This window comes from Bacillus mycoides (assembly GCF_000832605.1).
In the GTDB taxonomy this organism is placed as follows: domain Bacteria; phylum Bacillota; class Bacilli; order Bacillales; family Bacillaceae_G; genus Bacillus_A; species Bacillus_A mycoides.
Map to the genome: position 1 here is coordinate 4,238,183 of NZ_CP009692.1, position 14,078 is coordinate 4,252,260.

Sequence of the window (14,078 nt, forward strand, 5' to 3'; positions counted from 1 at the left end):
AATTATATAAAAAATAAAAACTAGGACACTATCATGATATAATACCCTCTTGTATAGGTCAATATCATACTACTCATAATAATAAGAACTTTCTGTTTATTATTATTTTATCCATCTTTCTTCCAACATTTCCATAATATTTTTTATGTGTGCACGAATAACTTCCCTTTTCGCTTGGTCACTAAATTGGTCTAATGATAACGATGGAAACCAAAATAAATCACCCTGCACATCTCTCATATCTTCTTTCCATGAAAAGTCACTTGTCACATAGGCAATATGCTTAAAACCTTGCCTTTGCAAATGATCTGTCCATTCTTGCAAACGGTCTTTTTCATTCTTTTGGCTCTCTACCAAATACGTAAATGCGGGCAGTAAAAGCACTCTTCCTTTATACTCCCTTTCCAACTCCATACTCAAAGCCTCAATAAATTCACCTTGCTCTACAACCATTTTCATCCCTTTTGCTGCCGAAATAGACAAAAGGGGTATAATCCCTGTATCTACATACTCCCTCGCTTGCTCAAACTGTTCTACATCTTTTACAATCCATTTCACCTTTTCTCCCCTCCTCCATTTGAAATAACAGAACTTTCACTTTATATATATTAAACCATACTAAAAGAGGTAAAAAAAGAAAAACTACCTATTATTAAGTAGTTTTTCTTAAAAAGTCTGAATTTCGTAAAGATTACATAATCAAAATGAATTCTATAAAATCTTCAACTCTGCTGTTAACCTATGAAATGCTTCCTTATCTTGCTTATCCAAAGCTTCATCAATTTGTTTCAAAAGACGTTCTCTTCTAAATGAGAATACACTTTCTTCTAAAAATCGTTCTGCAAGCAATCGATCTTTTTCATTCACTTCAATATGCTTTGGCAAATATGGGTTTTCTTCTAATACAGCTACATAGTTTGCATTTTGGAACGATGATTTAAAATTAAGCTGAATATAAATATCCTCATCTCGATTCAAACGAATATCATGAAACGATTTTTCTGCATCTGTTGTCATTACATTTTGTTTGAAAAAGTGAAACGGTGTGTCTTTCACACAATTTGCTGACATTACTAAGCCACGCGGACAATATTTTGCATGTTCTACGAAGTGGACTTTATGCATTAATTGATCGTGACTCATTAAATAATTCAAAATCCATACACATTCACGCTGTTTCAGTTGGTAATTATTCAAAAACCATTTTACAAAATCCTTCTTCTCGTTTACAGAAACAGGGGTATTCATAGCGATTAAGTCCCTCCTCTGTCTTTCTCTTTTCTTTTTAGATTCAAGAAGCGGCATTCAGTTTCCTTCCAACTTATGAAAAATCCTCTAAATTATATAACAATTCTTCAATATGAATTTGTGTCGGGTCTAGTTGTATTAACTGCGTAAATACTTCTTTCGCCTCTTTTCGCATTCCTTCTTCTAATAAGAAATAACCGTACTCTTCCAAGAAATCTGGATGATTCTTAAAAGAAGTATATGCACTTTCATAGTGTTTTAATGCATCCGAATACATTTCTAATTGTTTTTTTGCAAATGCAAGATCCCAAAGTAGTTGTGTATCTGGTTCTCCACTGTCAATTGCACGCTCTACAACTGCAATTAGCTCTTCGTATTTCTCTTGTTCTTTTAAAATATACGCATATTTTAATATCGCACCTAAATGTCCCGGATCTAGCTCCAGCGCTTTTTGAAGCACTTCTTCTGCCTCCGCTATTTTACCTAATTTCGCCGCAATATTCGCTAATTCTACATAGAAAGGAACAGACAGCTCATCTACTTTAATTCCTTCTTGAAGTGTTTCATAGCTTTCTTGAAGCATGCCTTCTTTTTCATAGCTTTTCGCTAAATACATGTATAACGATGCGTATTCAGGATCTAATTCTTTTAATTCTTGCCAAGCACCAATTGCTCTTTGATATTCTTCTCCTTGGTATAATGTGAAGGCATATCCAAATAATGAGTGAATATCTTTTTGCTCTTCTAACCCCGCTTCATAGTAAGAGATTGCCTCTTCCCAGTTTCCAATAGCACTTAAAGTTTCTGCTAGACGAAGCGCAATGACAACACCACCCATAACTTTATGTTCTGCTAGTAACGATTCATAATAAGTGATCGCCTTTTGCTCTTCACCTTTACTACTATATAATTCTGCTAACCCAAACGTAATAACAGGTTCGTCTGGCATCATTTCTTTCGCCTTTAATAGTTTTTGTTCTGCTACATCATCAAAACCTTGCATTTGGAATAAATCCGCTACAAGTAATAACGATTGAACATATAAATCATCGTTTTCTGGAATATCATGAAGCACTTCAATCGCTTCATCTTCTTTATCTAAATCAATATATAATTCTGCTAAAAATACCGTAAATTCACTTTCTTCCGGATATAGCAAGCGTAAGTCTTCAGTAATTGCTAACGCCTCATCCATAAACCCAAGTGTATGATAGTAACGAGCGATATCATACTTCTCTTCATCATTAGCAACTCGTAGTTGTTCTTTTAATAATTGTAATCCTTTTTCTGCTTCACCGTTTTCAATATAAGAAACAGCCTGTTCAAACTTTTGCATAAACGTCTCCTTTAATTCAAAAAATATTCTCTTCTGTTCATTTATCATAAGCAACTAGGTGTAAGAACGCAACCTTTTGAGTGAACTACCTCTTCCTATACTTTCTCTCATAGCGCAGCTAATTGTTCGAAAAATTCCGGATACGATACAGCGACCGCATCACTATTCTCTATTTTCACTTCTCCATCTATAATACACGATGCGATTGCAAGCATCATCCCAATACGATGATCGCCGTGACTATTAACAGTATTTCCTTTTAAACTTTGTTTACCATATATAATCATACCATCTGGTGTAGCTTCAATCTTCGCACCTAATTTGCCTAATTCATCTACAACCGTATCGATACGATTTGTTTCTTTTACTTTTAACTCCTCAGCGTTTTTAATAACAGTACTTCCTTCTGCCTGCGTTGCTAATAAAGCAATTACAGGAATTTCATCAATTAATCTTGGAATAAGAGTTCCACCAATTTCTATTCCTTTTAGTTTAGATGTTTCAATCGTAATATCCCCGCACGGTTCAAACTCTTCATTTCTAATATGATCGATAGAAATAAGTGCACCCATCTTTGTTAATACATCTAAAACCCCTGTTCTCGTCGGATTTAAACCAACATTTTCCAATACAAGCTTACTATTTTGGACAATTGCACCAGCTACTAAGAAAAATGCCGCCGAAGAAATATCCCCTGGAACTTCTATGTCTGCACCTTTAAGTTGTTGTCCACCTTGTAATGAAACAGTCCGTCCATTAACATCTACGGTACAACCGAATGCACGCAACATTCTTTCCGTATGATCACGAGATTGCATAGGCTCTGTTACCGTAGTAATCCCTTCCCCTTGCAAACCCGCAAGTAAAACTGCTGACTTCACTTGTGCGCTTGCTACTGGTGAATGGTAATGCATACCTTTTACCTTACCACCGCGAATAGATAAAGGTGTATATTGTCCGTTTTCTCTACCATCAATTTGAGCATTCATCTGACTAAGCGGGTCTGTAACACGTTTCATAGGACGTTTTCCAATTGATGCATCACCAATTATCGTACTATGGAACGGCGTATTTGCTAAAATCCCAAGCATAAGACGAATAGTCGTCCCTGAATTCCCCACATCTAATACTTCTTTCGGTTCTTGTAAATTATGTAATCCTTTACCGTAAATCGTGACATCGTTACCAAACTGTTCAATCTGGACACCTAGTTTTTGAAAACATGCAATTGTACTTAAACAATCTTCTCCTAATAAAAAATTTGATACTTTCGTCGTCCCTTCCGCTATCGCTCCAAACATAACAGAGCGATGCGAAATAGATTTATCTCCTGGAACAACAATTTTCCCATTCAAACTATTTTTTCGTCCTACTAGTTTCAAACTGTATCCTCCTCACATTTTAAATAAGTTATATGTACAATAGTTCTTCTTATACGTCTACTTCTATTGTAACGTTTTCTTTCTTGAACGTGCAAACAACTCCCCTTATTGCAGTTCAAATGAAAAAGGCTCCTGTAACAGGAGCCTCCACCATTTCTTAAGAATATGTTTCTTCTTTCTTCACTTGTTCTTTTACAAGTTCCGTAAGTAATTCAATAATCTCATCATTTTCTTCTTTTAATCCAACAGTAATACGAATACCATCATGCATACCAAATGCTGCACCAGAACGAACGATATATCCTTTTTTCATTAATCGTTCGAAAGCTTCATTACCAGGTATACCAAGTTTCAAGAAAATGAAATTCGTTTGAGATGGATAGTAGAATACGTTATATTCCTTACAAAATGCATAATATTGATTTAATCCTCCGGCATTTTTCTTCACACACTCTTGTAAAAACTGTTGATCCTCTATTGCCGCTAATGCTACCGCTTGGGCGATAGTTGATGTGTTAAATGGTAGTCTTGCTACCTCTAGCTGCCCAATAAGCTTTGCATCACCAATCGCATATCCAATACGAAAAGCAGCTAATCCATATGCTTTTGAGAATGTGCGTAGCACCATAAGATTTTCGTACTTTTCAAGAAGAGGTAATGTTTGCGGATAATCTTCTGCCCCAGCATATTCATAATATGCTTCGTCCATAATAACGAGCGCTGACTTTGGAACTGATTCTAAAAATGAAAGTAATTTTTGTTTTTCTACATATGTACCTGTCGGATTATTCGGATTACAAACCCATACAATCTTCGTTTTCTCATCTACTTGTTGTAACATTGCATCTAAATCGTGAATACCATCTTTAAGTGGTACTTCACGAACTTCTGCTCCTTCAATAACAGCATGGTGATGGTATTGCGAGAACGTAGGGTTCGCCATTACAACATTTGTTCCATTATGTAGCAAAGCACGACTAATCATTTGAATGACTTCATCTAGCCCACTACCAAATAAAAGTTGTTCCGCTTTTACACCTAAATGCTCTGCTACTTTCTCACGAAGCTCAAATGCCGCCCCGTCCGGATAGAGTGCATATTGATTAACTAACGAAGTTAATGCTTCTGTCACACGCGCAGAGCAGCCAAACGGATTTTCATTCGATGCTAGTTTCACAATTTTTGACAATCCGTATTCTCTTTTTACTTCCTCAATATTTTTCCCAGGTACATATGCTCTCAAAGTTAACAATTGCTCTTTTACTCTCACTTTTCTTCCCCCAGTCATTGATATGATTTATAATGTCTTACTGTCATCTTTAATCATAACCGTCACCATTACGAGAATACCTTTAAATATGCATTTCATACCTGTTCTATGACTTTTTACACCATATCCTTTTGAAATGCTTCTAACGCAATATGAACAGTCTCATCTGAAATAGATACGACATTCACTCCCCCATATTCCTGCATAAGCACCATATGAATTGTTCCAGCATTTGCTTTTTTATCTTGTTTCATCAACTGAACGAGACGTTCTACATTCAAGTCACTTGGCATTTTTGGATAACCGTATTTCAAGAACCACTGCTTCATTTCTTCATAAGAAAGATCAACTTTGTACACTTGCTCACTTAAAAACATAGCAAATAGCATGCCAACCGCTACTCCATCACCGTGAGTAATATTCCCATATCCTAACTCTTTTTCAAGAGCATGTCCTAACGTATGCCCAAAATTCAAATGGGCACGTACACCTTTTTCTGTTTCATCTTGCGACACAATATTCGCTTTCACAGGAATCGCCTTCGTTAATATATGAATTAACTTTTCATCACGAAGATCCGTTAACGTTTGCACTTCTTCTTTTAACCAATGATATAGCTCTACATCACCAATAAGAGCATGCTTTATCACTTCTGCATAACCTGATCGCCACTCTTTTTCAGGAAGTGAATGTAAAAATGGCGTATGATATACAACAGCTTCTGGCTGATGAAACGCTCCAATCATATTTTTCCCTAGTGGATGGTTAATTGCTACTTTCCCGCCTACTGCGCTATCGTGAGCTAATAAAGTCGTTGGAACTTGGACAAAGCGAATACCACGCATAAACGACGCGGCAACAAATCCAGCCAAATCTCCAATCATTCCACCTCCAAGTGCGATGATTAAAGAATTTCTATCTAATTTATTTTCAAGAGCCGAAGTGTGAGCCTCATAGAAATTTTCAAAAGACTTCTCTTTTTCGCCACTCGGTACAACAAACGAAAATACTTTTTGCTCTACTTGCAATGCATCAACAACTGTCTGTAAATGCAGTGATGCAACAGCTTCATCAGAAATGATCATTATGTTAGATACTGCAGGATTCATTTTTTGAATAAGCGTTATTAAGTGTGACAACGCCTCCCTTCCAACATGTACATCATATTCTTTTGATTTCGTTTGAATATGTATGTTCTCCATTAAAATCCCCTCGCATATTCATTATGTTTCTCAATATTTTCACGTATAAGATCGATACGATCTAATCCAAATTGTTCAATTAAAGCTGTTGCGAGCTCCCAAGCCACAACAGCTTCAGCCACAACGCTAGCTGCTGGCACTGCACAACTATCTGAACGTTCAATACTCGCTGTAAAAGGTTCTTTCGTATCAATATCAACACTTTGAAGCGGTTTATATAATGTCGGTATCGGTTTCATAACACCGCGCACAACAACCGGCATACCAGTTGTCATGCCACCTTCTAATCCACCTGCATTGTTCGTTTGTCTTCTGTACCCTTGCACTTCATCCCAAAGGATTTCATCATGCACTTCACTTCCAGGTCTATGTGCTGCTTCAAAACCAATTCCAATTTCAACACCTTTAAAAGCGTTAATACTCATAATTGCCGCTGCTAATTTTGCATCTAATTTTCTATCATAATGTACATAGCTACCTACTCCAATTGGCATTCCTTCTACAACTACTTCAACAATACCACCGATAGAATCACCATTTGCCTTCGCATCATCAATTGCTTGCATCATCTTTTTACCGGCCTCTTCATCTAAACAACGTACAGGAGATGCTTCTGTAGTACTTTGTAATTCCACAATAGAGTTATATTTAATATTCGCTGCCTGTACACCACCAATCTCGATAACATGTCCCGCTACTTGTATACCTAATTCCGCTAATATTTTTTTTGCAACTGCACCAGCTGCAACACGAACTGTCGTTTCACGTGCTGAAGAACGCTCTAATACATTCCTCATATCTCTATGACCATATTTAATCGCACCATTTAAATCTGCGTGTCCAGGTCTAGGTTTCGTAACTTGCCTTTTCATTTCTTTCTCTTCCTGCTCAGTTAACGGCTCTGCACCCATAACCTTTGTCCAATGTGTAAAATCACGATTTTCAACAACAAGTGCAATCGGTGACCCCATCGTCTTCCCATGCCTAACACCACTTACAATTTGCACTTGGTCTTTCTCAATTTGCATGCGTCTACCGCGTCCATATCCTTTTTGTCTTCTAGCTAATTCTTCATTTATATCATTCACTACTAAAGATACCCCTGCCGGAACACCTTCTAAAATTGTCGTAAGTTGCGGACCGTGGGATTCACCAGCTGTAATATATCGCATACGTTATTCCTCTTTTCGCATATGTATTTATCCCGCTACATAAAGCAGCTATATTATCTTCCATCACTCTTTAAAATACAAAGAAATTATATAGTAAATCGAATGTTTGCTTTCCCTACTTGTAATTGTTCGATTATTTTCATAATAGTAGACCTTTTACTTTACATACCAATATATCATAACAGCCCTAACTTCGTAACTGATCGAAATAAAAAAAGTGCAAGAAGAATACCCCTATTCTTCTCACACTTTTTACTATTATCACAGTTATTAAAGCGTTTACAAATTATTTCAAAATAATTAGTAAATCCATTGATTCATTAATTTTGAGTAGTCTACTAATTCTTCTTCCTTAAAGAAAATAGCAATCTCGCGTTCTGCACTTTCTAAAGAATCCGAACCGTGGATAATGTTTTTCGCAACAGTTACACCGAAATCTCCACGAATTGTTCCAGGAGCAGCTTCATGTGGTCGTGTTTTACCCATCATATTGCGTGCTGTATCTACTACACCTTCACCTTGCCATACCATTGCGAATACAGGACCAGATGTAATAAAGTCTACTAATTCACCAAAGAAAGGTCTTTCTTTATGCTCACCGTAGTGTTGTTCAGCAATTTCCGGAGTAACTTGCATTAATTTTGCACCAACTAATTGAAAGCCCTTTTTCTCAAAACGAGCTACAATTTCCCCAATGAAGGCACGTTGTACACCGTCTGGTTTTACCATTAGAAATGTTTTTTCCATAAAAAATCTCTCCACTTCTGAATTATGTATGTAATTGTATATCCCCACACACATATTAACACCCTTATCACAATTGCGCAATAGTTTTGAAATAGAGAGATTATTTTATTTTTTAGACAAAACACTAAAATTTTCGTTTTCCAATATACTTTGCGACATTTTGCAACGCATACTTCGCCTGTCCACGAGGGAGTGGTTTTATTATTTCTAATGCTTTATGTAAATAACGTTCACTAAACGAAAATGCTTTATCAATAGCTTCGCTCGCTTTAATATCATCAATAATTTCTTTCATTTCACTTGCTGTTGTATTTTCATGCACAGATGTAATTTTTTGACGAAGAACTGGATCTTCCATGGCATACAAAACAGGTAATGTAATGTTACCTTGTAATAAATCACCACCAGCAGGCTTTCCAAGCTTCTCTTCTGTCGATACGAAATCTAAAATATCATCAATAATTTGATAAGACATACCAACAAAATATCCGTACCAAAATAGACGATTTACAGTATCACGATTAGCACCAGCAGCAATCGCTCCCAACTGACAACTTGCGGCGATTAACAATGCTGTTTTTCGTTTTATCCTTCTTAAATACGTTCTTAAATTTTGATCATAGTTATACTTATCTTTAATTTGTTCGATTTCACCTTTACAAACTTCTAAAATTGTATGAGACAACGCTTGATGTGCATCTGGAATTTCTATATTTGTTATACATTCAAGAGACTTCGCAAACAAGTAGTCTCCTGTATACATTGCAATACGATCTCCCCATTTCGCATTCACTGTTGCGCTACCGCGTCGTAAAAACGCAGCATCAATGACATCATCGTGAACAAGCGAAGCCATATGAATTAGTTCTAATGCAACCGCAACATGCTTAATTGCATCTAACTTATAATCCCCAAATTTCCCTGCAAGCAAAACAAAAACAGGGCGAATCCGCTTCCCACCTGCTTCAATAAGCTGTAATGCCGCTTCTTCTACTAACGGCTGCTCAGAAGCAACTGTCTTCTTCAATTCTTTTTCTATAACATTAATATCCGATCGTAAAAAAGAGTACATAAGTTGTAACTTCATATTGTTCACCTTAACCTAAAACGTCTTTTTTCTATTTTCTATTTTGATTCTGGTTTAATACCTAAATGCATAGCTGCTACACCAAAAGTAAATGGTTTCACTTGCACATTCTTAAGCCCAGCTTCTTCAAACATACGTGCTAACTCTTTCATCCCTGGGAATGTACTAGCAGATTCCTGAAGCCATGAATATTCTTTATAACTTTTCGCAAACATCTTTCCAAATAACGGCATGATATATTTAAAGTATAAGACATATCCTTGACGAAAACCTATCATCGTTGGTTGAGATGTTTCCAGGCAAATTACTTTTCCACCAGGCTTTACTACACGCGTCATTTCTTTTAATACTTGCATGTAATCCGGAACGTTACGTAACCCAAAACCAATCGTTACATAATCAAACGTATTATCTTCATAAGGAAGTTCCATTGCATTTCCATGCATAAGTTCTACTTGCTTTAATTCTAAAGCTTCTACCTTTTGTTTACCGACAGCTAGCATATTTTCGCTAAAGTCTAAACCGTAAACCTTCCCATCTTCACCTACAGCTCCCGCTAGTGCAATTGTCCAATCTGCCGTCCCGCAGCATACGTCAAGTGCCTTACTCCCGGGTTTCACATCCATAATTCGCATCGTTTCTTTGCGCCATGCCTTATGCCTTTGAAAACTAATTACAGAATTCATCACATCGTATTTATCAGAAATTTTCTCAAATACGTCATGTACTCTTTCTTCTTTTGATTGTTGCATGCTCGTACCTTCTTCCAATGTAAAGTTGCTTATGTCCTTGATTTATCTCTTAACATAGAAATTATCTCATTAACTTCTGTATGATTCTCTAAAAAATTTTCTTCTTGCTTTCTCATTTCCATAAGCCATTCATTAATAACTGTTTCCAAATTTTTATCATCATCCAATGAGATTTTTTGGACTGCTTGAAAAACAGGTGAATTTTGTTTATCAGCATACAATTGACACTCTTTTTGAAGACGATTTTTTCCTAACACATAAGTTATATATGGTTTCCAATTAGATAACTGAAAATGATCACATGTTTTTTGCAAAAGCGCAGATTCAATTATTACTACACTTTCCATTATGTCTTGAATCGTCACATGTGCTTTTTGATACAGCATAATTTTATGTTCATTAATCTCCTTAATTCCTTCAGCAAGTGCACGAATTAAGATAATATCACAATTCATTGACAATAAGTAATAGTATAGACCACTATAATAATCCCCTGCAAGAACTGTCAATTGACGACGCTTATGGAATCCACTCGTCTCTTCGTTTGCTTTATTTGATACTTTTTCATGTGTATCAAGAGCAATTTGTACAAGCATAATCGTTACGACATAATGATCAATTTGTTCTTTATGTATATTTGCACTTTTTAATGCACCGTATAACAGCGCTATTTTTTCTTCATCAATAAATGGTTCTTCAATATAGTTTATAAAATAAGGATGGCGTAATTTCTCCATCAATTTCTCTTTAATACCCGCATACCCTCCGTAGATGTCACACACAAAAAATCACCCTTGTTTTCTAATTCATAAAATTTATTATAACACATACATTCTATTTTCTATAATCAAAACTTGGCTACTTCTGCCAAACTGCCACCGAATAAAGCCTCAACTTTTATTCATACAAGTTATCTTCGTCTCTAACAACTACAAACATTCATTTACACAAAAGGCAGAAGTAATTTTCAACCTTTATATTCTTGCTCTTTAACATTAAAACTATATCATTTTTTTGTATATAAAAAAAAGAAAAGCAGTTTCCCGCTCTTCTTTAATTCGTCTTAATAAACGATAAAATTTCACTACGTGCTGCTGCATCATTTTCTAACACGCCGCGCACTGCAGTCGTTACTGTTTTCGCACCAGGCTTTTTCACACCACGCATCGTCATACACATATGCTCTGCTTCTACTACTACCATTACACCATGCGGCTCTAGTACTTCCATAATAGAGTTAGCTACTGTTGATGTAATACGTTCTTGTAGTTGCGGACGACGCGCAATTGTGTCTACAGTACGAGCTAATTTACTTAGTCCCGTTACTTTTCCACCTTGCGGAATATATGCAACGTGAGCAACTCCATAAAACGGAACAAGATGATGCTCACACATCGAATAGAATGGTATATCTTTTACTAGCACAAGCTCTTCGTGGTCTTCTCCGAATACTTTGTGTAAATGCTCTTTCGGATCCTCATGCATTCCTGAGAATACTTCTGCGTACATTTTCGCAACACGTTTCGGTGTATCAAGTACTCCCTCGCGATTTGGGTCATCTCCGATTGCCTCTAAAATAAGACGTACTGCATGTTCAATTTGTTCTAAATTAACTTTTGCCATCCGCTAGCCCTCCCGAAAAACCTAAAAGTGATACGAACACATTCTAGCATATTTATGTTTTTAAAAGCAAAAAGAAGAGTTTCCAAAAAGGAAACTCTTCTTCCCTGTTAATATGTAAGGATTATTTAACCGCATCTTTTAACGCTTTACCAGGTTTGAATGCAGGTACTTTACTTGCAGCGATTTCAATCTCCTCACCTGTTTGTGGGTTACGACCTTTACGAGCCGCACGCTCACGAACTTCGAAGTTACCGAATCCGATTAGTTGTACTTTATCACCTTGTTTTAAAGCTTCTAAGATAGAATCAAAAACAGCGTCCACTGCTTTTGTTGCGTCCTTTTTAGAAAGGGAACTTGCTTCTGCAACAGCATTGATTAAATCTGTCTTGTTCATGCCATTCACCTCCTCCCAAAGATAAGACTGTATAATGATCATAAAATGAGTCTTACTTTCATTTGTAGGCAATTTTTACAAATTCTATACTACAAAGATGTAGATAAATCATTATCAACGCCTATATTATACGATTCTCCTTTATAATTCAATATTTTTAAGGAAATTGTTACTCTAAAAATGTGAAATTCTGATGAAACTTGACAATTTACAACAAAATATTAGATAATGACTGTTTATTTTTCTATTACGTACTCAAAAAGAAAAAAATCCCTCTGCAATTAGAGGGATTTTTTTCTTATAATATAATCGCAATTAATCCGCCAGATCCTTCATTAATAATTCTTTCTAGTGTTTCTTTTAATTTATAACGAGCGTTTTCTGGCATTAGAGATAACTTCGCTTGAATTCCTTCTCTAACAATAGAGCTAAGAGAGCGCCCAAATATATCAGAATTCCAAATTGATAGCGGGTCATCTTCAAAATCTTGCATCAAGTAACGAACTAGTTCTTCACTTTGTTTTTCAGTACCGATAATTGGTTCAAATGTTGATTCTACATCCACTTTAATCATATGAATAGACGGCGCAACCGCTTTTAATTTAACACCGAACCTTGAGCCGTGACGAATAATTTCCGGTTCATCTAAGCTCATATCAGCTAATGCAGGCGCTGCTACTCCATATCCTGTTTGTTTTACCATCCGCAGGGCATCCGCCACTTGGTCATACTCTGTTTTCGCATGAGATAAATCGAGCATAAGCTTTAATAAATGATCTTTCCCTCGAATCTCTACTCCTACTACTTCTTTTAAAATTTGATCATACAATTCATCTGGCGCATATAAATCAATCTCTGCCACACCTTGCCCCATATCGATGCCAGCTAGACTTGCTCGATCAATAAATTCATATTGACTAAACTGCCAAACGACACGGTCCACATCACGAAGACGTTTTATATCCTTTACAGTCTCTTGAACCGCTTCCTGATAACTTTGGCGTAACCAATGCCCTTCATTTAGCACCATTACCCAGCTCGGAAGGTTTACATTCACTTCTAAAACCGGGAACTCGAATAATGCTTCTCGCAGTACGTTATACACATCTGTTTCTCTTAAACTCTCTACACTCATCGCAATTACTGGGATATCATATTCTTCTGATAAACTTTGACGTAACTGCTCCGTATCTGGATGGTATGGCTGTACAGTATTGATAATCATAATGAAAGGCTTTCCTACTTCTTTTAACTCATTTACAACGCGTTCTTCTGCCTCTATATAATCTCTTCTTGGAATTTCACCAATTGTTCCATCTGTTGTAATAACGACACCAATTGTTGAATGCTCTTGAATTACTTTACGTGTTCCTATTTCTGCAGCTTCATGGAATGGAATAGGCTCTTCATACCAAGGAGTATTAATCATGCGCGGACCATTCTCATCTTCATAGCCTTTTGCTCCTGGAACCGTATATCCAACACAATCTACTAATCGAATATTCACTTCAAGACCTTCATCTACTTCGATAGAAACCGCTTGGTTTGGAACAAACTTCGGTTCCGTCGTCATTATTGTACGACCAGCAGCACTTTGAGGCAGTTCATCCTGCGCTCTTTGACGGTCTGACTCATTTTCAATATTGGGAATAACAACAAGTTCCATAAACTTTTTAATAAATGTTGATTTCCCTGTTCGAACAGCTCCTACAACTCCAAAATAAATATCACCGCCTGTGCGTTCCGCAATATCTTTAAAAATATCTACCTTTTCCAAGTGATTCCCTCCCTCAATATTTTTGGGAATAATTCCACGTTTATAGTCAACTAATACCTTCTCTAATGTTGCCTATAATATCTGATAT

At 36.4% G+C, this 14,078-nt stretch carries 14 protein-coding genes; all 14 read right to left on the reverse strand.

What is annotated here, in order from left to right; translation table 11 throughout:
• Positions 1 to 102: 102 nt before the first annotated feature.
• The 14 genes from BG05_RS23475 to spoIVA all read right to left on the reverse strand — a co-directional run bounded on the left by BG05_RS23475 (position 103) and on the right by spoIVA (position 13,990).
• Positions 103 to 558: a YpiF family protein gene (locus BG05_RS23475; RefSeq protein WP_002126440.1), complete on the reverse strand. Its 456-nt coding sequence runs from the start codon at positions 556 to 558 to the stop codon at positions 103 to 105.
• A 153-nt stretch (positions 559 to 711) separates the two neighbouring features.
• Positions 712 to 1,248, reverse strand: coding sequence for a ReoY family proteolytic degradation factor (locus BG05_RS23480; RefSeq protein WP_002086615.1), 537 nt, complete (start codon positions 1,246 to 1,248; stop codon positions 712 to 714).
• Between the two features lie 73 nt (positions 1,249 to 1,321).
• Positions 1,322 to 2,584, reverse strand: a complete 1,263-nt coding sequence (locus BG05_RS23485; protein ID WP_002086616.1) for a tetratricopeptide repeat protein — start codon at positions 2,582 to 2,584, stop codon at positions 1,322 to 1,324.
• Positions 2,585 to 2,691: 107 nt separating this feature from the next.
• The gene (gene aroA / locus BG05_RS23490) at positions 2,692 to 3,966 is read right to left on the reverse strand and encodes a 3-phosphoshikimate 1-carboxyvinyltransferase (RefSeq protein ID WP_002186289.1); all 1,275 of its coding nucleotides are present in this window, start codon (positions 3,964 to 3,966) and stop codon (positions 2,692 to 2,694) included.
• A gap of 157 nt (positions 3,967 to 4,123) precedes the next feature.
• Positions 4,124 to 5,236: a histidinol-phosphate transaminase gene (gene hisC / locus BG05_RS23495; protein WP_002126434.1), complete on the reverse strand. Its 1,113-nt coding sequence runs from the start codon at positions 5,234 to 5,236 to the stop codon at positions 4,124 to 4,126.
• 116 nt (positions 5,237 to 5,352) lie between these two features.
• The gene (gene aroB, locus BG05_RS23500) at positions 5,353 to 6,438 is read right to left on the reverse strand and encodes a 3-dehydroquinate synthase (protein ID WP_003188307.1); all 1,086 of its coding nucleotides are present in this window, start codon (positions 6,436 to 6,438) and stop codon (positions 5,353 to 5,355) included.
• Complete coding sequence (gene aroC / locus BG05_RS23505; protein ID WP_002186290.1) at positions 6,438 to 7,610, reverse strand: chorismate synthase; 1,173 nt, start codon at positions 7,608 to 7,610, stop codon at positions 6,438 to 6,440. Before aroC ends, aroB begins: the two co-directional genes overlap by 1 nt.
• Positions 7,611 to 7,910: 300 nt before the next feature.
• Positions 7,911 to 8,357: a nucleoside-diphosphate kinase gene (ndk, locus tag BG05_RS23510; protein ID WP_000415879.1), complete on the reverse strand. Its 447-nt coding sequence runs from the start codon at positions 8,355 to 8,357 to the stop codon at positions 7,911 to 7,913.
• Positions 8,358 to 8,481: 124 nt separating this feature from the next.
• Entirely contained in the window at positions 8,482 to 9,444 is a 963-nt protein-coding gene (gene hepT / locus BG05_RS23515) for a heptaprenyl diphosphate synthase component II (protein WP_002011823.1), read from the reverse strand.
• 38 nt (positions 9,445 to 9,482) lie between these two features.
• Complete coding sequence (gene menG / locus BG05_RS23520; RefSeq protein WP_002086620.1) at positions 9,483 to 10,196, reverse strand: 2-heptaprenyl-1,4-naphthoquinone methyltransferase; 714 nt, start codon at positions 10,194 to 10,196, stop codon at positions 9,483 to 9,485.
• Positions 10,197 to 10,225: 29 nt separating this feature from the next.
• Complete coding sequence (locus BG05_RS23525; RefSeq protein WP_002030763.1) at positions 10,226 to 10,978, reverse strand: heptaprenyl diphosphate synthase component 1; 753 nt, start codon at positions 10,976 to 10,978, stop codon at positions 10,226 to 10,228.
• Positions 10,979 to 11,249: 271 nt separating this feature from the next.
• Complete coding sequence (gene folE / locus BG05_RS23530; protein ID WP_002011819.1) at positions 11,250 to 11,819, reverse strand: GTP cyclohydrolase I FolE; 570 nt, start codon at positions 11,817 to 11,819, stop codon at positions 11,250 to 11,252.
• Between the two features lie 121 nt (positions 11,820 to 11,940).
• Positions 11,941 to 12,213 (reverse strand): HU family DNA-binding protein, encoded by a 273-nt coding sequence (locus BG05_RS23535; protein WP_001043860.1) that lies wholly within the window; start codon positions 12,211 to 12,213, stop codon positions 11,941 to 11,943.
• Between the two features lie 298 nt (positions 12,214 to 12,511).
• On the reverse strand, positions 12,512 to 13,990 hold the full coding sequence (gene spoIVA, locus BG05_RS23540; protein ID WP_000416521.1) for a stage IV sporulation protein A: 1,479 nt from the start codon (positions 13,988 to 13,990) through the stop codon (positions 12,512 to 12,514).
• Between the last annotated feature and the right edge of the window lie 88 nt (positions 13,991 to 14,078).